At 51.7% G+C, this 20,005-nt stretch carries 19 protein-coding genes; 11 read left to right on the forward strand and 8 right to left on the reverse strand.

Features of this window, described 5'->3' with window-relative positions:
* A complete protein-coding gene (gene csdA / locus NXT09_RS18420; RefSeq protein ID WP_268580811.1) occupies nucleotides 1–1,206 on the reverse strand; it encodes a cysteine desulfurase CsdA in 1,206 nt (401 codons plus the stop codon).
* A gap of 183 nt (nucleotides 1,207–1,389) precedes the next feature.
* Between csdA and NXT09_RS18425 the strand changes: the two genes are divergently transcribed.
* From NXT09_RS18425 to rlmM, 4 genes are all read left to right on the forward strand, one after another.
* Entirely contained in the window at nucleotides 1,390–1,611 is a 222-nt protein-coding gene (locus tag NXT09_RS18425; protein WP_005975888.1) for a YgdI/YgdR family lipoprotein, read from the forward strand.
* A gap of 507 nt (nucleotides 1,612–2,118) precedes the next feature.
* On the forward strand, nucleotides 2,119–3,042 hold the full coding sequence (locus tag NXT09_RS18430) for a transcriptional regulator GcvA (protein WP_010296350.1): 924 nt from the start codon (nucleotides 2,119–2,121) through the stop codon (nucleotides 3,040–3,042).
* 102 nt (nucleotides 3,043–3,144) lie between these two features.
* Nucleotides 3,145–3,540 (forward strand): DUF423 domain-containing protein, encoded by a 396-nt coding sequence (locus tag NXT09_RS18435; RefSeq protein ID WP_010296354.1) that lies wholly within the window; start codon nucleotides 3,145–3,147, stop codon nucleotides 3,538–3,540.
* Nucleotides 3,533–4,633, forward strand: coding sequence for a 23S rRNA (cytidine(2498)-2'-O)-methyltransferase RlmM (gene rlmM, locus NXT09_RS18440; protein ID WP_268580812.1), 1,101 nt, complete (start codon nucleotides 3,533–3,535; stop codon nucleotides 4,631–4,633). The genes NXT09_RS18435 and rlmM overlap by 8 nt, the downstream gene beginning before the upstream one ends.
* A gap of 53 nt (nucleotides 4,634–4,686) precedes the next feature.
* Here rlmM and xni read toward each other — a convergent pair whose 3' ends face one another.
* From xni to queF, 3 genes are all read right to left on the reverse strand, one after another.
* Nucleotides 4,687–5,469 carry a flap endonuclease Xni gene (gene xni / locus NXT09_RS18445; protein WP_268580813.1) on the reverse strand — a complete coding sequence of 261 codons (783 nt, stop codon included), beginning with the start codon at nucleotides 5,467–5,469 and terminating at the stop codon, nucleotides 4,687–4,689.
* A gap of 73 nt (nucleotides 5,470–5,542) precedes the next feature.
* Complete coding sequence (ppnN, locus tag NXT09_RS18450; protein ID WP_262273827.1) at nucleotides 5,543–6,907, reverse strand: nucleotide 5'-monophosphate nucleosidase PpnN; 1,365 nt, start codon at nucleotides 6,905–6,907, stop codon at nucleotides 5,543–5,545.
* A gap of 318 nt (nucleotides 6,908–7,225) precedes the next feature.
* Nucleotides 7,226–8,074 (reverse strand): NADPH-dependent 7-cyano-7-deazaguanine reductase QueF, encoded by an 849-nt coding sequence (gene queF / locus NXT09_RS18455; protein WP_268580814.1) that lies wholly within the window; start codon nucleotides 8,072–8,074, stop codon nucleotides 7,226–7,228.
* A gap of 70 nt (nucleotides 8,075–8,144) precedes the next feature.
* On the opposite strand from queF, the gene syd reads away from it, so the two are divergent.
* The 6 genes from syd (at nucleotide 8,145) to NXT09_RS18485 (ending at nucleotide 13,731) form a co-directional block, all read left to right on the forward strand.
* A complete protein-coding gene (gene syd, locus NXT09_RS18460) occupies nucleotides 8,145–8,693 on the forward strand; it encodes a SecY-interacting protein (protein WP_268580815.1) in 549 nt (182 codons plus the stop codon).
* 905 nt (nucleotides 8,694–9,598) lie between these two features.
* The gene (locus NXT09_RS18465) at nucleotides 9,599–11,275 is read left to right on the forward strand and encodes an amidohydrolase (RefSeq protein ID WP_268580889.1); all 1,677 of its coding nucleotides are present in this window, start codon (nucleotides 9,599–9,601) and stop codon (nucleotides 11,273–11,275) included.
* A gap of 278 nt (nucleotides 11,276–11,553) precedes the next feature.
* Nucleotides 11,554–12,000 (forward strand): MarR family winged helix-turn-helix transcriptional regulator, encoded by a 447-nt coding sequence (locus NXT09_RS18470; protein WP_268580816.1) that lies wholly within the window; start codon nucleotides 11,554–11,556, stop codon nucleotides 11,998–12,000.
* Nucleotides 12,001–12,091: 91 nt separating this feature from the next.
* A complete protein-coding gene (locus NXT09_RS18475; RefSeq protein ID WP_268580817.1) occupies nucleotides 12,092–12,442 on the forward strand; it encodes a YqcC family protein in 351 nt (116 codons plus the stop codon).
* On the forward strand, nucleotides 12,435–13,220 hold the full coding sequence (gene truC / locus NXT09_RS18480) for a tRNA pseudouridine(65) synthase TruC (RefSeq protein ID WP_095702031.1): 786 nt from the start codon (nucleotides 12,435–12,437) through the stop codon (nucleotides 13,218–13,220). The genes NXT09_RS18475 and truC overlap by 8 nt, the downstream gene beginning before the upstream one ends.
* A gap of 55 nt (nucleotides 13,221–13,275) precedes the next feature.
* Nucleotides 13,276–13,731, forward strand: a complete 456-nt coding sequence (locus tag NXT09_RS18485; RefSeq protein ID WP_205552931.1) for a flavodoxin — start codon at nucleotides 13,276–13,278, stop codon at nucleotides 13,729–13,731.
* A gap of 73 nt (nucleotides 13,732–13,804) precedes the next feature.
* On the opposite strand, the gene NXT09_RS18490 is transcribed toward NXT09_RS18485, so the two are convergent.
* From NXT09_RS18490 to map, 4 genes are all read right to left on the reverse strand, one after another.
* The gene (locus NXT09_RS18490; RefSeq protein ID WP_010284811.1) at nucleotides 13,805–14,194 is read right to left on the reverse strand and encodes a DUF3461 family protein; all 390 of its coding nucleotides are present in this window, start codon (nucleotides 14,192–14,194) and stop codon (nucleotides 13,805–13,807) included.
* Between the two features lie 155 nt (nucleotides 14,195–14,349).
* A complete protein-coding gene (gene dapD, locus NXT09_RS18495) occupies nucleotides 14,350–15,177 on the reverse strand; it encodes a 2,3,4,5-tetrahydropyridine-2,6-dicarboxylate N-succinyltransferase (protein WP_010284812.1) in 828 nt (275 codons plus the stop codon).
* A gap of 28 nt (nucleotides 15,178–15,205) precedes the next feature.
* Nucleotides 15,206–17,920, reverse strand: coding sequence for a bifunctional uridylyltransferase/uridylyl-removing protein GlnD (glnD, locus tag NXT09_RS18500; protein ID WP_370690967.1), 2,715 nt, complete (start codon nucleotides 17,918–17,920; stop codon nucleotides 15,206–15,208).
* 112 nt (nucleotides 17,921–18,032) lie between these two features.
* The gene (map, locus tag NXT09_RS18505) at nucleotides 18,033–18,827 is read right to left on the reverse strand and encodes a type I methionyl aminopeptidase (protein WP_268580818.1); all 795 of its coding nucleotides are present in this window, start codon (nucleotides 18,825–18,827) and stop codon (nucleotides 18,033–18,035) included.
* A gap of 344 nt (nucleotides 18,828–19,171) precedes the next feature.
* Between map and rpsB the strand changes: the two genes are divergently transcribed.
* The gene (rpsB, locus tag NXT09_RS18510; protein ID WP_010284816.1) at nucleotides 19,172–19,897 is read left to right on the forward strand and encodes a 30S ribosomal protein S2; all 726 of its coding nucleotides are present in this window, start codon (nucleotides 19,172–19,174) and stop codon (nucleotides 19,895–19,897) included.
* The last annotated feature ends 108 nt before the right edge of the window (nucleotides 19,898–20,005 follow it).

The raw sequence follows: 20,005 nt of genomic DNA on the forward strand, positions 1-20,005 counted from the left end.
TTAGTCGATCAGTAATTCAAGGGCGTTGCCCACTGCGGCGATCAGCGCAGCAACATCTTGTTGGTTGTTATAAGGGGCAAACGAGGCGCGCAGCGTGCCGCTGACACCGAGTGCGTCCATCAGCGGCTGCGCACAGTGATGTCCGGCGCGCAGTGCGATGCCGCTTTCGGCTAGCAGCGTCACCAGATCGCTGTGGTGGACATCGGCAATATCAAAGGACAATACGCTGGAATGCGGGCTACGGAAGCTGCGAAAGCCGGGGAACTGCGCTAAATACGTTTCGGCGAGCTGCGCCAACTGCTGGCTATGCTGCTCTGCGGCATGCCAATCCAGCGTGGTCAGCCAGTCTAGTGCCGCAGACAGGCCCAGCACGCCAGCGATGTGTGGGGTTCCCGCTTCAAAGCGCTGTGGAATCGCCTGTGGTTTGAAGCCATCAAAGGACACCTGCGTCATCATCTTCCCGCCGCCTTGCCACGGCATCATGCTTTCCAGCAAGGCGGTTTTGCCGTACAGCACGCCGAGCCCGGTTGGGGCATAAAGTTTGTGCCCGGAAAATGCGTAGAAATCGATATCCAGCGCCTGTACATCGGGCGGGCAGTGAACGATGCCCTGCGCGCCGTCAACCATCACGACTGCACCATAACTATGAGCCAGCGCAATCGCACGCGCCAGATCGGGCTGGCCGCCCGTCACGTTTGACATCTGTCCCAGCGCCAGAAGGCGGGTTTTTGGCGTGATCAGCGTGGCGAGCTGTTCGATATCCGGTAACCAGTCCGCGCCTATCGGTAACTTCACGATATTCGCGCCCGTTTGCTGCGCCACCATCAGCCACGGAATGAGGTTAGCGTGATGTTCTGCTTCGCTCACGACGATCTCATCGCCCGGTTGAAGGCGAGGGCGGGCATAGCTCTGTGCGACCAGATTGATCGCTTCCGTTGTGCCTCTGGTCCAGACAATGGAACGCGGATCGTCTGCATGAAGCAAAGCGGCAACTTGCTCTCGAGTGCTTTCAAAGCGCTGGGTCAACGCCTGCGCGCCGCGATGCTGGCTGCGATGCACCGTACCACTCTCGCTGCCATAGAACGCCTGCACTGCATCAATAACGTGCTGCGGCTTCAGTGCGGTCGCGGCGCTATCAAGATAGACAGTTGAATGCTGGAGAGCGGGGAACTGTTGGCGAAAGGTGGCCGGGTTAAACGGTGTCATGAGCATCCTCTTTTGGAGGGCAGATCCTGTCCCATTTTGTCGAGAGAGACAAGTTTAGGACTATGCCTAATGCGATTTTATGGAAAAAAAAGCAACTATTGCTACGCTTTAAAGTGTTAATTTTCAGGATTTCCTGATGCATAAAGTTAACTAAAAAATATTTAAATTCATTGAGGGTTAACTATGAAGAATAAAATTTCTATTTTTGCCGCTATCGTGATGGCGTTTTCTCTGGCAGCCTGTTCCAGTAATTACGTCATGCATACCAATGACGGTCGTACCATCGTCGCAGAGGGGAAACCGAAGGTTGATGATGAGACGGGTATGATCAGCTATACCGATGCCTACGGTCAGCAGCAGCAAATTAACCGTGATAATGTGAAAGAAATGGCGAAAGGGAAATAGTACCGTTTGCCCATCATCACACGTTGCCTGTCATGGCATTCAGGTGTGAAACGTAAGCAAAAAAAAGCACCGCAATTTGCGGTGCTACACAAAAAATCACTTTGGACAGACAGGGTAAATGTACAGGAAGTGAATAGGGTAGACTCGCTACCACATCTGCAAAAGGCAGACAAACAAATAGCAAACACAACATCACAACCACAAGCCAAAAGCACCTCAGGTCACCCCTCCGCACTTTTCGTTCCGGCCCAGGAAGTTGCGCTAATATAGGTATTTGCTGGTACATCCTCAACGGACAAATTATAATGTCTCGGATTACAAAAACTAATAGTTGTACCCGTCATCTTTTCGTTGTGGAGAGGTTGGTCGCTGTCGATTGTTTTGATCGTGTAGACAGCGGATCGGCTGGGGCGATTTCCAATTGTCGCCTTTCTGCACCTTAAGCGTTATTGGGTACGAATGTGCCTGATAAATCGCTGATTTAGCGTAAACCAAAAGATTTCATTCATGTCAAAACGTCTCCCTCCGCTCAACGCATTGCGCGTTTTTGATGCGGCGGCTCGCCATTTAAGTTTTACCAAAGCGGCAGAAGAACTGTTTGTTACGCAGGCTGCCGTCAGCCACCAGATTAAGTCACTGGAAGATTTCCTGGGGCTTAAATTATTCCGCCGTCGTAATCGCTCCCTGCTACTGACGGAAGAGGGGCAAAGTTACTATCTTGATATCAAAGAGATCTTCTCCTCTTTGAATGAAGCAACCCGTAAGCTGCAATCCCGTAGCGCCAAAGGCGCGTTAACGGTAAGCCTGCTGCCGAGCTTTGCCATTCATTGGCTGGTGCCGCGTCTTTCGAGTTTTAACTCCGACTATCCAGGGATTGATGTGCGAATTCAGGCGGTGGATCGTGATGAAGATCGTCTGGCGGATGATGTGGATGTCGCGATTTTCTACGGTCGGGGAAACTGGCCGGGGTTGCGGGTTGAAAAGCTGTATGCCGAATATCTGCTGCCGGTCTGCTCGCCAGTGTTGCTGACGGGGAACCACCCGTTAAAAACGCCGGACGATCTGGTTGCGCATACGCTGCTGCACGATGCATCGCGTCGTGACTGGCTGTCCTATACGCGCCAGCTTGGCGTGCAGATTAACGTGCAGCAAGGGCCGATTTTCAGCCACAGCGCGATGGTGTTGCAGGCGGCGATTCACGGGCAGGGCGTAGCGCTGGCGAATAATGTAATGGCGCAAACGGAAATTGAAGCCGGGAGACTGGTGTGCCCGTTTAACGATGTTCTGGTCAGTCGGAATGCTTTTTATCTGGTATGTCATGACAGTCAGGCAGAACTGGGTAAAATAGCCGCCTTTCGCCATTGGATTCTGGCGCGGGCAGCCAGCGAACAGGAAAAGTTTCGCTTCCGCTATGACAACGGCACGCGCTGAAACCGTGTCGCGGGCTGTCGAAGATTGATGACCGAATAACTCACGTAGATAACCCATGCCGGTCGCTACGATGATAGGCAACAACGATTATAGGTAAATACGATGAATAGTCGTTTCATGCTGGTGTTTGCTGCTATCAGTGGCTTCACTTTTGTCGCGCTGGGCGCGTTTGGCTCTCACGTTCTCAGCAAAACGCTGGGCGCAACGGAGCTGGGCTGGCTACATACCGGCCTTGAATATCAGGCATTTCACACGTTGGCGATTCTTGCGCTAGCGGTTGCGATGCAACAGCGAACCAATCTGTGGTTTTACTGGAGCAGCGTTTTTCTGGCGTTGGGAACGGTACTCTTCAGCGGAAGTTTGTACTGTCTGGCGCTTTCTCACCTGAAACTGTGGGTTTATGTAACGCCGATTGGCGGAGCCTGTTTTCTGGTGGGGTGGATATTAATATTGATTGGCGCACTGCGTCTGAAGAGAAAGGCTAAACGCCATGAATAAAGTCATTTTGTATTGCCGCCCTGGGTTTGAGAAAGAGTGTGCGGCGGAAATAACGGAAAAAGCCTCGCAGCATAATGCTTTCGGCTTCGCGCGGGTAAAAGAGAACAGCGGCTACGTTGTGTTTGAATGCTATCAGCATGAAGATGCCGAACGTCTGGTCAAAACGCTGCCGTTTCATGAGCTGATTTTTGCTCGTCAGATGTTCGTGAGTGGTGAACTGCTGCGCGACCTGCCGCCAGAAGATCGCATCACGCCAATCGTTGGTATGCTGACGGGAGCCATTGAACGTGCAGGAGAGCTGCGGGTTGAAGTTCCCGACACCAATGAAAGCAAAGAGCTGATGAAGTTCTGCCGCAAATTTACCGTGCCGCTGCGTGCTGCATTACGTGAGCACAAAATTCTGCTGGGTTATGAAAAAGCGGATCGTCCGGTGCTGCATGTGCTGTTTATTGCGCCAGGCTGCTGCTATGCCGGTTACTCTTATAGCAATAACAATTCACCGTTTTATATGGGGATTCCACGCCTCAAGTTCCCTTCTGATGCACCAAGCCGTTCGACACTGAAGCTGGAAGAAGCGTTTCACGTTTTTATTCCTGCCGACGAGTGGGATGAGCGTTTGGGCAGCGGCATGTACGCGGTGGATTTAGGTGCCTGCCCCGGCGGTTGGACTTACCAACTGGTGAAACGCAGCATGATGGTTTATGCGGTAGACAACGGCCCAATGGCACCGAGCCTGATGGACACCGGACAGGTGATGCACCATCAGGCGGATGGCTTCCGCTTCGAAGTACCGCGTAATAACGTGTATTGGCTAGTGTGCGATATGGTGGAAAAGCCGGCGAAAGTCACCAGCCTGATGAGTGATTGGCTGATCAAGGGCTGGTGTCGTGAAGCGATATTCAACCTGAAGTTGCCGATGAAGAAGCGCTATGAAGAAGTGTCGCAGAATCTAGCCGTGCTGCGTGAGCGCCTAAGCGAAAATGGCATTAATGCTGAAGTGCATGCCAAGCATTTGTACCATGACCGTGAAGAAATCACCGTGCATGTTCGTCGTTTCTGGAGCGCGGTGCCCGGCCGTCGCGACGAGCGATAGTCTCGAGCTGGTGCGTATCTGAGGTCACTCAGATACACATCCGTATTCATTCGCTAGTGAGAATGCGGCTGAGCGCTATTCTGCACTGGTAATCTTAACTGCTGTAGATTGCCATTAAGCGTTAAATCGGTACGCAGCGTTGCAACCTGACGACTGATCAGCGCTATGTCTTTATGCTGTTCCAGCTTCTTACGCCACTTCTCCGGTACGGCATCCAACTGCTGATATAACGCCTCTAGGCTCCCCGCCTGTTGCAAGAGCTGTGCGGCACTTTTAGGACCGATCCCTGCGACGCCCGCAATCTTACTGCTGCTAATGCCTGCCAGCCCCCAATAGTCCGTAAGCTGCTGCGGTGACACACCAAATTCCTGTTCGATAAACGGCAGATCCAGCCAGCGTTTCTGAAAGTAATCCCTGATCTGAATGTGTGGTGCCAGTAGCTGGCAATACCCTTTGTCGGTCGACACGATCGTTGCCTGATGACCCGCGGATGACAGCTTGACGGCCAGCGTAGCCGCCAGATCGTCGGCTTCATTGCCGGGACTATGCCAGCTTGCTACGCCAACGGCGGCAAACGCCGCTTTAATCTGTGGGAGTTCCTGCTTCAGGTTCTCCGGCATTGGCGTGCGTCCTGCCTTGTAGTCCGGCAAGAGTTGGTGACGCCAGCTGGTATCGCGATCTTCATCATCAAAGACAGCGACAGCATGCGTAGGCTGGCTGTTTTGTATGAGTTGATGCAGCGCATGTTGGCATGCCGTGATACAGGGCGAACCTTGTACCGCATGAATGCGACGTATCAGATTGAGCGCGTCAACAATCAGCAAATGGACGGGCATCGCGTAATTCCTGATGTGATAAGAGGGGGGGAAGCTGAGCTTCCCCACATAGGTACGACCGAGCGGTAAATCGTTAGGAACAGATTTCGTAGCAGGGAATATAGGCGCTGCCGGGCAGCTTCATGCGCTGCTGGGCGACAAAACCCTGTAGCAGCGTATCCATGCTTTTCATCATCTGCGGGTCGCCGTGAATTTTGTACGGCCCACGTTGCTCAATCGCCTGAATACCGACTTCCTTCACATTACCAGCCACAATGCCAGAGAACGCCCGACGCAGCGCGGCAGCCAGCTCTTCGGCGGGCTGATTCGGATGCAGGTTGAGGTCGGCCATATTTTCATGTGTCGGCTCAAACGGCAGTTGCAGGTCGGGTGCGATGCGCAGTGACCAGTTAAAGCTGTAGGCATCGCCCGTGTGGCGGCGGCTTTCTTTCACCTGCGGCATCGCTTTCTTCATCTGACGGGCAACTTCTGCGGCGTCATTAATGATGATCGAGTAGTAACGACGCGCCTGACGGCCCAGCGTGCTAACAATGAATTCGTCCAGCACGCGGAAATAGTCTGCACTTTCCTCCGGTCCGGTCAGGATAATCGGCAGCACCTGCTCGCTATTCTCCGGGTTCATCATGATGCCCAGCAGATAGAGGAACTCTTCCGCCGTTCCGACCCCGCCGGGGAAAATAATGATGCCGTGTCCAATACGGACAAAGGCTTCCAGACGCTTTTCGATATCCGGCATGATGATTAGTTCATTGACCAGCGGATTCGGCGGTTCGGCCGCAATGATGGACGGTTCGGTCATGCCGATGAAACGTCCTTCTTTATAACGCTGCTGCGCGTGACCGACGGCGGCACCCTTCATCGGGGCTTCCATCGCGCCTGGACCGCAGCCCGTGCAGATATTCAGTTCACGCAGACCGAGCTGACTGCCTACCTTGCGGCCATACTGGTATTCGATTTCATTAATCGAATGGCCGCCCCAGCAGACCACCATGTTTGGCTCTTCTCCGACGTGGAGCGCCCTGGCATTACGCAGGATAGAGAACACCAGATTGGTGATGTGTGCAGAGTTTTCCAGATTCAGGTTCTGATAGCGACCCGCGCTGGCGATTTGGCCGTTGACGAACAGAATGTCGCGCAATACGGCGAACAGGTTAGCCTGTAAGGCTCGAATGATGCTGCCGTCAACGAAGGCGTCTTCCGGCGGATTCACCAGTTCCAGTTTGACACCGCGTTCGCGGCGCAGCACGTTGATATCAAAATCTTCATAACGAGACAGCAGCTCTTTGCTGTTATCTGTCTGGCTACCGGAATTCAGTACGGCGAGGGAACAGTTGCGAAACAAACGGTAGAGATCGCTGCTGGCTGTGCTTTTCAGCATGTCCACTTCCAACTGCGATAACAAATCCATCGATCCCAATGGGCTGATATGTGTAATCAATTTTGCTCCTTGAAACGCAATATAATTCGCGATGCCATGCTGGCTGCCGAGAGCACGTTCCGTTGTTACACGCTCGACGTTTCAGCAGCACGGCACGAATGTCATTCATTTAAGACACCACGCGGAACGCGCATGCGTTAAATACCGCGAGTCTAAATGAAACCTACTTGAGCACCGTTCAGACGTTATGGATCTTCTGTTGTCTGGCACACCACCTTAACGCGCTGCCATCATTTTTTCCAATGTTGGCAGAAGTCTGCTGCCTAACTTGCGTGACGCTACGCATATTACCGTGCAAGCCTGCGACTTATCGGTCGGTTACTGGCGCGGCAGGCGGCCATTTGGTGCGTTAAACGGGGTGTTACTGCGCCACGGGTTGATGTCCAGCCCACCGCGGCGGGTATAGCGTGCATACACGCTAAGTTTTTCCGGCTGGTAGTAGCGCATGATGTCGTTAAAAATTCGTTCCACACACTGTTCGTGAAATTCGTTATGATGACGAAACGAGACAATGTAGCGCAGCAGCGCTTCACGGTTGATGCGCTTGCCGCAGTAGTGAATTTGTACCGAGCCCCAGTCGGGTTGATGGGTGATCAAACAGTTGGATTTCAGCAGGTGGCTGACCAGCGTTTCTTCAACGACTGGAGCGTCCTGTTCGTTGGTCGCGAGATAGTCGGCGTTGAAGTCGTAGCTGTCGATCTGAATGTCTTGATCGTCGATGCAATCGCCCGTGAATCCCGCTATCGGCTGGCCTTCAAGCTCGCTGAGTTTGAACAGCGTGATGCTGACATCCCCCTGAGCGCAGTGCGCCAGATCCTTGGCTAACGTTGCTCGAACGCTTTCCCAACTGTCGAATGCCGTCTGATTAAAGCTGTTCAGATACAGCTTAAAACTTTTTGATTCAATCAGATTCAGGCTTTCCGCATTGAGATGCATTTCACCCACGGCTACCTGAGGCACGCCGCGGTTGTTCAACCAGGAAAGCTCATAGAGCGTCCAGATATCCGCGCCATGAAAAGGCAGGCTGTCAGGATAAATGCCGAGTGGATCGCGGTTCAGGCTACGTGGCACGGGTTGCAGAAGTGCGGCATCATAGCGGTCATGATAGGGAGTGGGTTTGCCCAGTGTCAGCCCGCTCAGGGCCTGATGCTTGTCATAGACGGACATGCTGTTACCTTGATGTGATAAGCGTGATGGCGAATAGTGTAACCTGACTAAAAGAGTGATGAGAAAAATTATGGAACATGAGGTTGTTTCAGCACTGGCGGCGTTTACCCAGCTCTATGTTGCCTGTTGGCAGCAGGAAAAAGGACATTTGCCTGCCAGTGAAGCCCTTTACGGCATACCTTCCCCGTGTATTGTCGAAAATCATGACGATACGGTTTACTGGTCGCCACAGCCTTTTGTGCCTTCAGCCGCATTGGATGGTGTAGAACGTGCTCTGGAAATCAGCCTACATCCTGATGTTCATGCTTTTTACACCGCGCAGTATGCCGGGGATATGGCAGCACAGTTTGATTCGCTATCGTGCCAGCTGTTGCAGGTATGGAGCGAAGAGGATTTCACCCGGATGCAGGAGAATCTGATTGGTCATTTATTAACGCAAAAACGCCTTAAGCTCACGCCGACGCTGTTTTTAGCAACGACCGATTCAGAGCTGACAATGGTGTCGCTGTGTAATGTTTCCGGGGAAATCATCCTGGAAGAATTCGGCACCAAAAAACGTCAGACCTTAGCGCCAACGTTGTCGATGTTTCTTTCTGGCCTTAATCCATTAGCGGTCTAATGGTTAATCGAATTTCACTTTCTGCTTTGTGAGAGATCTCTTACATTCTCTGTAAGAAATGTCTTATCTTTAATGTTGAAAATATGTTTCATTTTTATTTTTCCATTATTAATTAGTTAATTATAACAAAAATCTGCAGTATCACTGAAGGGGTGTTGAGAAACACTGTCAATTACCCCTTGCTGAAAGCTGACAATTAATACATCTTATTACTTAAGTTAGTAACCGGTTACAGTGTGTGTAACCGTTACTATGGGTAACAAAATAACGTTACTGCACTCGGGTTGTTTTCAGGAAGAAACATTGTTTCAGGAAGAGGCATTGTTTTAGGAAGAAACGCTGTTTTAAGGATAAACACTGTTTTAGGAAGGAACAGTAGCTTCAGGAAGAAGCGTTGTTTTCAGGAAGAAGAACCGTTTTCAGGAAGAAACATGGTTTCAGGATGAAATCAGGGACACCTCCAGGAAGGAGACCGAGAGCCGATTAGGAATATCGGTGGGGCAGGAGCCTAAAGGGATTGAATCACGGAAGATACAGGATGGAAACGTCAGGACGAAAGTGGGACGCCAGCAAGGATTGTGGGTTAGGACGACCAAAAAGGAAAAGTTTTCACGGATGAGCAGGGATGCAAATGTGTAGCGGGATAGCTATAAAACGAACCGGGGGTACTGAGCAATCAGTACCCCCAATTTTTTGCCTGTATTATTTTTTCCTGTATTACAAACACCTTTCCCCTGAGCGCAGAGATGTAGCGCCCGCGAAGCAGAAATACGCAAAACGTGATACCTAAGTCATCGCTGAATATTGACGTTTAGACTGCGTGCAGAATTTGCAATTAGTCTGAAAATTTACTAAATTAATTTTTTAGTAAATTATCGGACTATTTAGCAAAGGAAAATGCAGTGATGAAATTCAATGTAAAAATGCTGTCAGTCACACTCGGTCTGTTCACCAGCCACGCCTTCGCACACACCGTCTATGAAAATGCACGGATTTATACCGTTAACGATCGGCAGCCAACGGCGTCCGTTCTGGTGGTGGATCAGGGCAAAATTGTCTACGTCGGTGGAAGTGATGGTGCAAAGCCATTCAAAGCAACGGCTACCGAGGTGGTTGATGTAGAAGGAAAAACGCTATTGCCTGGCTTTATTGAAAGTCACGCTCATCCTGCAACGGTAGCCGTGATGGAAGCGGGTGATTTTGTGTATGTTAACGGCGCAGCAACCCTGCCGCAGATTCTTAGCCAATTAAAAGCGTATTTAGCCGCACACCCGAAAGCTCACTATTTGTTGGCGCAAGGATTTAATGTTGCCTCGCTGGGGTTGCCGCAAGGAACGTTGCCGACTGCCGCTGATTTAGACGCGGTGTCTGAGAGCGTTCCGATCGTGGTCTATGACAGCGGTATGCACGCAGGGTGGGCGAATAGTGCAGCGTTGAACGTCGCCCGCGTCAATGCGAACACGCCCGATCCTATTCCGGGTAAGCATTATTTTGAGCGCGATAACAAAGGCAATCCTACCGGTTTTATGCACGAAAGTGCGATGCACAATGTTGTCGATGCGCAGCAATTTAACACGGTCGAGAACGTTGCTGAGAAACTTCAACCGATCTTAAAGACCTACCACTCGCTGGGTTTTACGGCGATTACCGACGTCGGCGATACGTTTAGTTCGACAGTGGCTGCCATTGCCCGCTTAAACGATCAGGGGAAGTTGAAGGTCTATTATCAGCGCGGTTATTTTTATGATGCGGCTAAATCGACTGAACAAAATATTGCCAGCCTTAAAGCCCTGCGTGAGAAATATCATCAGGGTAATTTGTCGATGAATCTGTATAAATTATTTATGGATGGCACGATTGAAATGGATTCAGGGGCGATGTACCTGCCTTATCCCAACGGTAATGTCGTCGAGCCATTTTTAAGCCAGCAACAGATTAACGACAATGTCGCTGCGGCGTTGAAAGCGGGTTTCTCTGTGCATGTACACGCGATAGGCGATAAAGCACAGCAGTCGATTTTAGACGCCTTTGAGGCTAACAAAAAAATTAACCCGCAGTTGGCTCGCGTGATTGCCCACAACCAGGTGTTTGAGCCGCAGGGTGTGCAGAAGTTTGCCGCCATGAAGGACAATTTATTCCTGCAAACGACGCCAAACTGGGCGGTGATGTATGAAAAAGATGAAACCAAGGGCAAAATTGGCCATGACGCTTATCATCACCAATTCCTGCTCGGACAAGTGGCACGCGAGGGTGTCGCGGTAACGTTCGGCTCTGATTATCCTGCGAATACCTTTGATGCGGTGAACCCGTTCAGTCAAATGTATCATGCCATCAAACGCGGTCAGCCAAATGCTGGCTATCTCCCCCCAACCGAGGCGGCAATGACGTTCAGCCAAAGCTTGCAGGCTTACACGATTAATGGCGCGAAGCAGCTTGGTATTAGCGATGTCACAGGCAGTCTTGAGAAAGGGAAAAATGCCGACTTTATTATCGTGGATACCGATATTGGCAATGCGGATCTGGAAAAACTGAAAGAGACCAAAGTGTTGGCGACCTATTTCAAAGGGGAAAAAGTGTACTAACGTACATCGTACTCAATACCGTTCTTATCCAATATAGTGCGGCGGCATGGAAAGCCGTCGCCGAATGACTTCCCCGGAAACTTGCAAGCGTCAGTGATTGGGGAAGTGGCAACGCTGAGTTGAGCGGCTGCCGTTCCCAATAGCGCAAAGCCTATGGATGGGTCAGGTAATTCTATCAATGCCTCTGTCACCCGAAATATGTTGGGTAGATAATGCAGTGCGTGGATTTTATTATCCTGGCGATTTTAAGCGATTAGCCCATTTGTAGGATATTTCATATGCATCGATTAGATGAGTTAGGCAGACAACTCAATCACCTTGATAACTTGTTTCAGCAGTGGATGAAGAAGTTAGGTTTTAATCAAAACGCCTTTGCGGTGCTGCACTCTTTGGCGGTATCCCCAGATGGAAAATGTACGCAAAAATACATTTGTGAGCGATGGAGCCTGCCTAAACAAACCGTGTTTAGCATCTGCAAGTTATTCAAAGAACAAGGGCTGATTGATATCACCGAAAGCGAACATGACAAGCGGGAAAAGATCCTGACGCTGACTGATCTGGGGAAAAAGCGCACTCAACCGATTTTGACGCAATCGCAGATATTAAGTGAGCGCGCTTTTGGGGCGCTGGGCCAGGAACGAACGCAGCAACTTTTCTCCAATTTAGAGGGATTTTGCACGCTGTTTGAGCAAGAGATGGCGAATGTACCTGGGGTGAGTGAGTAGCCGAGTTGTCTTTTCACTGGCGATTGGGTCAGGCTGATATCAGTGCTATGCTTTGCCGCCATTACTGTTGGCGTCAAGGGCGAGAAACCGCATGAGTAGAGAGAACCAGGTTCGTCAGTCATTATTCGATATTGAGCGCGCGTTGAGGGAAAGCCCTTTCTGGCAGGTTGTCCCGCCGGAAGAGGAGGCGTTTAACAGCACGGAGCCCTTCAGCCTCGATACCATGAAACCCGAAGAGTGGTTGCAGTGGGTCTTTTTGCCGCGTATGCATGCCTTATTGGACAGCGAGCTCGCATTGCCTGCTGAGCTGGTTTTACTGCCTTATTTTGAAGAAGCGCTGGAAGGCACGCCAGAAGAGACGGCGGCGGTTCTATTGCGTATCGGGCAGCTTGATGAGCTGTTCCGCCCGGATGCACAGGATGGCGCAACGCACGATGCTTGAGATTATTTATCAGGATGAGCATCTGGTCGCCGTCAATAAACCCAGCGGCTGGTTAGTCCATCGTAGCTGGCTGGATCGCAAAGAAAAAGTCGTGGTGATGCAGACCGTGCGCGATCAGATCGGGCAGCATGTGTATACCGTTCATCGTCTCGACAGGCCGACATCCGGCGTGTTGCTGCTCGCGCTGTCCAGTGAGGTCGCGCGTGCGTTATCCCAGCAGTTTGAATCACATCAGATGCAGAAAATGTATCATGCCGTTGTGCGGGGCTATGTGCTGGATGATGGTGTGATCGATTATGCGCTCACCGAAGAGTTGGACAAGATCGCCGACAAATTTACCAATCCTGATAAGGCACCGCAGCCCGCCGTCACGCATTACCGTTCTTTGGCGCAGGTCGAGATGCCAGTTGCCATCGGCCGTTACCCAACGGCACGCTACAGTCTGATGGAGTTGAAGCCACAGACCGGGCGCAAACACCAACTCCGCCGTCATATGTCACATATCCACCATCCGATTATCGGCGATACTGCGCACGGCGACTTGCGACACAATCGCGGTATGGAATCGCACTTCTCCTGCGGCAGGCTCATGCTGCACGCCAGCGAGTTGCAGCTGAATCATCCGGTGAGCGGGCAACCATTGACGTTGCAGGCGCGTTGGGATGCGCCGTGGCAGGGTGTGATGACACAGTTTGGTTGGCAGGGGATTCTCCCTGAGTTTGAAGGGGTTGAGTTTCCTGCCGACTCAGGTCAGGATAGCGAGCATTCCGTCGGGTAATATCTGGCGTATTACTTTTAATTAAATATATCGAATTAAAAAGGGAGTCAGAAGCATGGCGCAGATTGGTATTTTTGTTGGTACGGTCTACGGGAATGCATTGCTGGTGGCCGAAGAAGCCGAAAATATCCTCAGGGATCGTGGTCATGACGTTAAGGTCTTTGAAGATGCGACGCTGGAGTCTTGGCTGGACTACCGCGAGCATACGGTGTTAGTTGTCACGTCGACGACGGGGCAAGGCCAGTTGCCTGATTCTATTGTTCCGCTTTACGCCGCACTGCGTGAGAAAGGCGGTTACCAGCCCGCGCTGCGCTATGGCGTGATTGCGCTGGGTGACAGCAGTTACCCGAACTTCTGCGCGGGCGGTCATCTGTTCGATGCGTTACTGCAGGAAATCGGAGCTAAGCGCCTAGGTGATGTTTTGGACGTTGATGCCGTCGAGCACCCTGAGCCGGAAGTGATTTCATGCCCGTGGGTTGAAGCATGGGCTGATTTGGTTGACGCGCAGTAATGCCGTGCTGAAATGACAAACGGGAGCCTGTTGTGCTCCCGTTTTCGTTTGCGGTCTGTTGAGCTCATCGCGCTTAGCGATTCTTGGTCAGCTTCTCTAAATCCGCTTCGATTTCGGTAATTTTGTTGGAAACCACGCTTTCCAGATGACGCAGATCGTCAAGGATTTTGCGTTTTAGATCGACTTCAACCTGTTCCTGCTGGCAGATCTTGTCTAATTCATCAATCACGTAGCGCAGATTTGGGCTGATCTCGTTGATCTCTTTGTAGCCCTGTCCAGAATTGTCTGCCACGATGGTTTTGCGCTGGCGCGGATACTTGAACTTCACGCTTTTAGCGAAAAACTCGCCCTTATCTTTACGAAAATAGATCTTCAGGATGTCGTTGTTTGCTTCCTGACGCAGGCTATAGCGATCGATATCATCGGGATTGGTAATGCCCAGGCTTTTTAGATTGTCATACATAGCGTCACCTTCTCGGTTTTTAGATAGTCCTGATTATCATGCCAGCGAGAACCTACGCTGTTTATACCCGCCATACCGAAGTATTTAGGGAACATATAAATAACTTATCGTTCGAGCATAAAAAAACGGCGGGTGATTAACCCGCCGTTTCTAGTTTAGTCGATGGAGCGTAATAACTCATTGATTCCCACTTTAGCGCGGGTTTTCGCATCCACTTTCTTCACAATGATTGCACAGTACAGGCTGTGGCTGCCATCTTTGGACGGCAGGTTGCCGGAAACCACAACGGAGCCAGCTGGGACGCGACCATAGTGAATTTCACCGGTTTCACGATCGTAAATACGGGTGCTTTGGCTGATGAACACGCCCATGGAGATGACGGAGCCTTCCTCAACAACAACGCCTTCCACGACTTCAGAACGCGCACCGATGAAGCAGTTATCTTCGATGATGGTTGGGTTAGCCTGTAACGGCTCCAGAACGCCACCGATGCCGACGCCGCCGGACAGGTGAACATTTTTACCGATCTGCGCACAAGAACCGACGGTTACCCACGTATCGACCATGGTGCCTTCATCAACGTAAGCGCCGATGTTGACGTAAGACGGCATCAGCACAGTGTTGCGCGCGATATAAGCACCGCGACGCACGCTGGCTGGCGGTGCAACGCGCACGCCTTCACGCTGGAAACGCGCTTCATCATAGTCAGCGAATTTCATTGGTACTTTGTCGAAAAAGCGTGTTTCTCCGCCTTCGATAAGTTGGTTATCGTTAATACGGAAAGAGAGCAGCACGGCTTTCTTCAGCCACTGATGGGTAACCCACTGGCCGTCGATTTTCTCTGCAACGCGCAGCGCGCCGCTATCCAGCAGGTTGATAGCCTGATTGACGGCTTCACGCGTGACGGTGTCTGTGTTTGCCGGAGTGATTTCAGCGCGGCGCTCGAAAGCCGTCTCAATGATGTTCTGTAATTGTTGGTGCATCCTGATTTCTCTTTCCTGATTGTAAAAATTAACTCAATGGTACTTTATCGTTTGGGTTAAGGGCTTCTGTCAACCGTTCTTGCAATTTAAGGCGTAAATCCGGCTTTAATGCCCGTCTGTCGCTGTCGGCCAGAATGAAAAGATCCTCTACCCGCTCGCCGATTGTGGAAATGCGTGCGCCGTGCAGCGACAGGTTGAGATCGGCAAAAATCTCACCGATACGTGCCAGCAGCCCCGGTTGGTCAAGCGCGCTGAGCTCCATGTAGCTGCGTCTGTCCGTGTGCGTCGGCAGGAAATTGACTTCCGTTGGTACGCTGAAGTGCCGCAGCTTGGGCGACGGTCGGCGTACGCGCGGATGTTGATAGCTCCGGTGTGTCAGCGCCTGTTCCAGCGCGTGGCGTATCATTTCATGCCGATCTTGCGCCAACGGACTGCCGTCCGGTTCCAGCACGATGAACGTATCCATCGCCATGCCGTCGCGGCTGGTAAAAATCTGCGCATCGTGCACGCTTAGGTTGCGTCTATCCAGTTCACCGGCGACCGCTGCGAAAAGATAAGGCCTGTCCGGGCTCCAGATAAAAATCTCTGTACCGCCACGGCTGGCCTGATGGCTGATCAGCACCAGCGGTTTGTTGACATCATGCTCCAGCAAGTGGCGCGCGTGCCAGGCAAGCTGGTTTGGCGAATGGCGCAGGAAATAATCGGCCCGGCAGCGGCTCCAGATGTGGTGCAGCGCTTCTTCATCAATATTGTCCATACGCAGCAGCGCCAGCGCCTGCAAACGGTGATGCCGGACGCGTTCTCGTAAATCTGGCGTATTTTGCATGCCGCGGCGCAGCTGTTTTTCCGTCGCGAAATAGAGTTCACGCAACAGGCTCTGTTTCCAGCTGTTCCACAGCGTTTCATTGGTGGCACAGATATCCGCAACCGTCAGGCTGACCAGATAGCGCAGTCGGGTTTCGCTCTGCACTTCCGTAGCAAATTGCTGAATGACGGTGGGATCCTGAATGTCACGACGCTGTGCGGTGACGGACATCAGCAGGTGGCAGCGCACCAGCCAGGAAACCAGCTGAGCTTCACGCGAATTCAGTCCGTGCAGCGCCGCAAACTCCAGCACATCCTGCGCGCCCAGTTCAGAGTGATCGCCCCCACGGCCTTTGGCGATATCGTGGAACAGCGCGGCCAGCAGCAATAACTCGGGCTGCGGCAGGCGAGGGTAGAGCTCGACGCACAGCGGATGCTGTGGCCGCGTATCCTCGTCGGCGAAGCTTTCCAGCTTGAGCAGAACGCGGATCGTGTGCTCATCCACTGTATAAGCGTGAAACAGATCGAACTGCATCTGACCGACGATGTTTCCCCACAGCGGCATATATGCCCACAGCACACTATGGCGATGCATTGGCAGCAGCGCGCGGCTTACTGCATGCGGGTGGCGCAGAATATTCATAAACAGCTGGCGCGCTTCTGGGATGGTGCAAAGCGGGCTGGCGAGATGGCGACGAGCATGGCGCAGTTGGCGCAACGTGGTGGAGTAAATGCCGCTGATGTCGCGGTTGCGTACCATCAGGTAGAACATGCGCATGATGGCTTCCGGCTTTTTGATAAACAGGTTTTCATCGCGCAGATCCAGCAGATTGCCGCGTAGCTGAAATTCATCATCAATCGGGCGGGGCTTTTCACTCGCGTCCAGCGCCAGAATTGCTTCGTCAAAGAGCTGCAACAGCATCTGGTTCAACTCGCTGACGCGACGCGTCATACGGTAGAAATCCTTCATCATGCGTTCGACTGGCGTGTTGCCTTCGCCCTGATATTGCAGCAGCTGTGCGACGTTCAACTGCCTGTCGAACAGCAGCCGGTTGTCGTAACGCGGCAGGATCAAATGCAGGGCGAAGCGGATGCGCCACAAAAAGCTTTGGCACTCATTCAGCTCTTTACGCTCGGCCTCGGTTAGAAAACCGAAACCTACCATTTCATTGAGCGACGTCGCGCCGAAGTGGCGTCTCGCGACCCACAGCAGCGTGTGAATGTCGCGTAGCCCGCCCGGGCTGCTCTTGATGTCGGGTTCCAGATTATAGCTGGTGCTGTGGTAGCGCTGATGGCGTTCCTGCTGTTCGGCGATTTTTGCCGGGAAAAACGTGTCTGACGGCCAAAATTCATCACTGAATACGTTTTTTTGCAGCGAGAGAAATAGGGCGACGTCGCCGCATATCATGCGGGATTCGATCAGGTTGGTGGCGACGGAAATATCGGCGCATCCTTCCTGTAAGCACTCTTCCAACGTTCTGACGCTGTGGCCAACTTCCAGCTTCAAATCCCACAGTAGGGTGATGAATTGGCCTACGCGCTGGGAATGTTCTTCACTCAGCGCGGTCTGGCTTAATACCAGCACGTCGATATCGGAAAGCGGGTGCAGCTCACCGCGGCCATATCCGCCTACGGCGACCAGCGACGTTTGCGCGATATTTTCAAAGCCGTAGAAATACCATAGCCGCTGCAACAGGCGATCGATGAACAAGGTTCTGGCATCAATCAGCTTCTCTGCGCTGACGCCGGAACGGAATTCTGAACCCAGCCAAAGCTGAAACAGTTCCAACTGCTGTTTTAACGTCTGGCAATTCAGCATGTCATCCGCGTAAGTCAACGGTGAAGCGGGCAACTGAGCTGGTGTAATGGTGTCTATGGGGCTGTTTGATGAGGCAGCGTCAGGTGGTGTACTGTCTGGCGAAAAGCGGTTATCTGTCATAGCGCAGCCCATAAAAAAACGCAGAGCGCGTTTTTCAACGTCGCTTGCGACGGCCCGTAGGGGGCGTGCTTTCTGCACGCCATAAAAAAGCCGGCATCTGCCGGCTTAGTGTTTACTGTTCATGCGTGATGATGTTGGGGATGGTGTCATCCTTTCGCAACGTCATTATTTCGCAGCCGTTATCGGTTACCACAATAGTATGCTCGTACTGTGCCGACAAGCTGCGATCTTTGGTTTTTACCGTCCAGCCGTCTTTCATCGTACGAATACGGTAATCACCAGCATTAAGCATCGGCTCGATCGTGAATGCCATACCCGCTTGCAGCACTACGCCACCGTCATCAGCATCGTAGTGCAGAACCTGTGGTTCTTCGTGGAAGCCCTTGCCGATGCCGTGACCGCAATACTCACGTACCACAGAGAAGTTATTCCCTTCCGCAAACTGCTGGATCGCTTTGCCCAACGTGCGCAGGCGAATGCCCGGCTTAACCATTTTCAGTGCCAGATAGAGGCTTTCCTGCGTGATGCGGCAGAGGCGCTCACCCAGAATGGTAGATTTGCCGACGATAAACATTTTTGACGTATCGCCGTGGAAATCGTCTTTGATCACGGTGACGTCGATGTTGACGATATCGCCGTCTTTCAAAATGCGTTCTTCGCTAGGAATACCGTGGCACACCACTTCGTTGATGGAGATGCAGACGGATTTCGGGAAGCCGTGGTAGCCCAGACAAGCAGAAATGGCCTGCTGCTTGTTGGTGATGTGATCGTGACAGATTCTGTCTAATTCAGCAGTGCTCACGCCAGGTACCACGTGGGGTTCGATGATTTCCAGGACTTCGGCAGCCAGACGGCCAGCTACGCGCATTTTTTCGATGTCTTCAGGAGTTTTAATTGAAATTGCCATTGATGATTGTCCGCAGGTGCCTGTTAAGCACAAAAATTAAGAGCGATAACTAATAACTTATGTTACCAGCCATGCCGTTGGCTTGCCAAACTATCATTCTGATTTGTGGACGATTGAATAACAAATGTTGGTGTCGCTGGGGGATTTATGGTATAAAGCGCGCCGATGATCCGGCTGGATATCGGTTATACGGTATTCAACCACATCGACTAAACTCACTTTGTGTAAATAACACACACATGTCGGCACGTTCGCCGGGGTGCTCCTGAGGTGTTTCACCGGATGGGGTCGGCGCAATGGGACATGTGGAGGCATAACCCCATACTTAATTAATAGAGGTAATCATGGCAACTGTTTCCATGCGCGATATGCTCAAGGCTGGCGTACACTTTGGTCACCAGACCCGTTACTGGAACCCGAAAATGAAGCCATTCATCTTCGGTGCACGTAACAAAGTTCACATCATCAACCTTGAAAAAACTGTACCAATGTTCAACGACGCTCTGGCTGAGCTGAGCAAAATTGCTTCTCGCAAAGGCAAAATTCTGTTCGTTGGTACTAAGCGCGCAGCAAGCGAAGCGGTAAAAGATGCAGCCAACAACTGCGATCAGTTCTTCGTGAACCATCGTTGGTTGGGCGGTATGCTGACTAACTGGAAAACCGTTCGTCAGTCCATCAAACGTTTGAAAGATCTGGAAACTCAATCTCAAGACGGCACGTTCGACAAGCTGACCAAAAAAGAGGCGCTGATGCGCACTCGTGAACTGGACAAGCTGGAAAACAGCCTGGGCGGTATCAAAGATATGGGCGGTCTGCCAGACGCGCTGTTCGTTATCGACGCCGATCACGAGCACATCGCAATCAAAGAAGCTAACAACCTGGGTATTCCGGTATTCGCAGTGGTTGATACCAACTCCGATCCAGATGGCGTTGACTACATCATCCCTGGTAACGATGACGCAATCCGTGCAGTTAGCCTGTACCTGAGCGCTGTTGCTACTGCTGTCCGCGAAGGCCGTTCTCAAGATCTGGCTGTGCAGGCAGAAGAAGGCTTAGTAGAAGCTGAATAATAAGTCTGGCTCGTTGAGCCCTTATTAACCAGGTAGTACTAGTTTGGTTAGGGGCCTTTTTATGGCCCCTTTTTCACTTTTAAAGCTGTTTGGTTGTGACGACCAGGC

This window comes from Pectobacterium jejuense, from assembly GCF_026800125.1.
Taxonomy (GTDB): domain Bacteria; phylum Pseudomonadota; class Gammaproteobacteria; order Enterobacterales; family Enterobacteriaceae; genus Pectobacterium; species Pectobacterium jejuense.

Coding starts and splice junctions, on each gene's coding strand:
- csdA (WP_268580811.1), bottom strand. CDS start 1,206: ATGACACCGTTTAACCCGGCCACCTTTCGCCAACAGTTCCCCGCTCTC.
- NXT09_RS18425 (WP_005975888.1), top strand. CDS start 1,390: ATGAAGAATAAAATTTCTATTTTTGCCGCTATCGTGATGGCGTTTTCT.
- NXT09_RS18430 (WP_010296350.1), top strand. CDS start 2,119: ATGTCAAAACGTCTCCCTCCGCTCAACGCATTGCGCGTTTTTGATGCG.
- NXT09_RS18435 (WP_010296354.1), top strand. CDS start 3,145: ATGAATAGTCGTTTCATGCTGGTGTTTGCTGCTATCAGTGGCTTCACT.
- rlmM (WP_268580812.1), top strand. CDS start 3,533: ATGAATAAAGTCATTTTGTATTGCCGCCCTGGGTTTGAGAAAGAGTGT.
- xni (WP_268580813.1), bottom strand. CDS start 5,469: ATGCCCGTCCATTTGCTGATTGTTGACGCGCTCAATCTGATACGTCGC.
- queF (WP_268580814.1), bottom strand. CDS start 8,074: ATGTCCGTCTATGACAAGCATCAGGCCCTGAGCGGGCTGACACTGGGC.
- syd (WP_268580815.1), top strand. CDS start 8,145: ATGGAACATGAGGTTGTTTCAGCACTGGCGGCGTTTACCCAGCTCTAT.
- NXT09_RS18465 (WP_268580889.1), top strand. CDS start 9,599: ATGAAATTCAATGTAAAAATGCTGTCAGTCACACTCGGTCTGTTCACC.
- NXT09_RS18470 (WP_268580816.1), top strand. CDS start 11,554: ATGCATCGATTAGATGAGTTAGGCAGACAACTCAATCACCTTGATAAC.
- NXT09_RS18475 (WP_268580817.1), top strand. CDS start 12,092: ATGAGTAGAGAGAACCAGGTTCGTCAGTCATTATTCGATATTGAGCGC.
- truC (WP_095702031.1), top strand. CDS start 12,435: ATGCTTGAGATTATTTATCAGGATGAGCATCTGGTCGCCGTCAATAAA.
- NXT09_RS18485 (WP_205552931.1), top strand. CDS start 13,276: ATGGCGCAGATTGGTATTTTTGTTGGTACGGTCTACGGGAATGCATTG.
- NXT09_RS18490 (WP_010284811.1), bottom strand. CDS start 14,194: ATGTATGACAATCTAAAAAGCCTGGGCATTACCAATCCCGATGATATC.
- dapD (WP_010284812.1), bottom strand. CDS start 15,177: ATGCACCAACAATTACAGAACATCATTGAGACGGCTTTCGAGCGCCGC.
- glnD (WP_370690967.1), bottom strand. CDS start 17,920: ATGACAGATAACCGCTTTTCGCCAGACAGTACACCACCTGACGCTGCC.
- map (WP_268580818.1), bottom strand. CDS start 18,827: ATGGCAATTTCAATTAAAACTCCTGAAGACATCGAAAAAATGCGCGTA.
- rpsB (WP_010284816.1), top strand. CDS start 19,172: ATGGCAACTGTTTCCATGCGCGATATGCTCAAGGCTGGCGTACACTTT.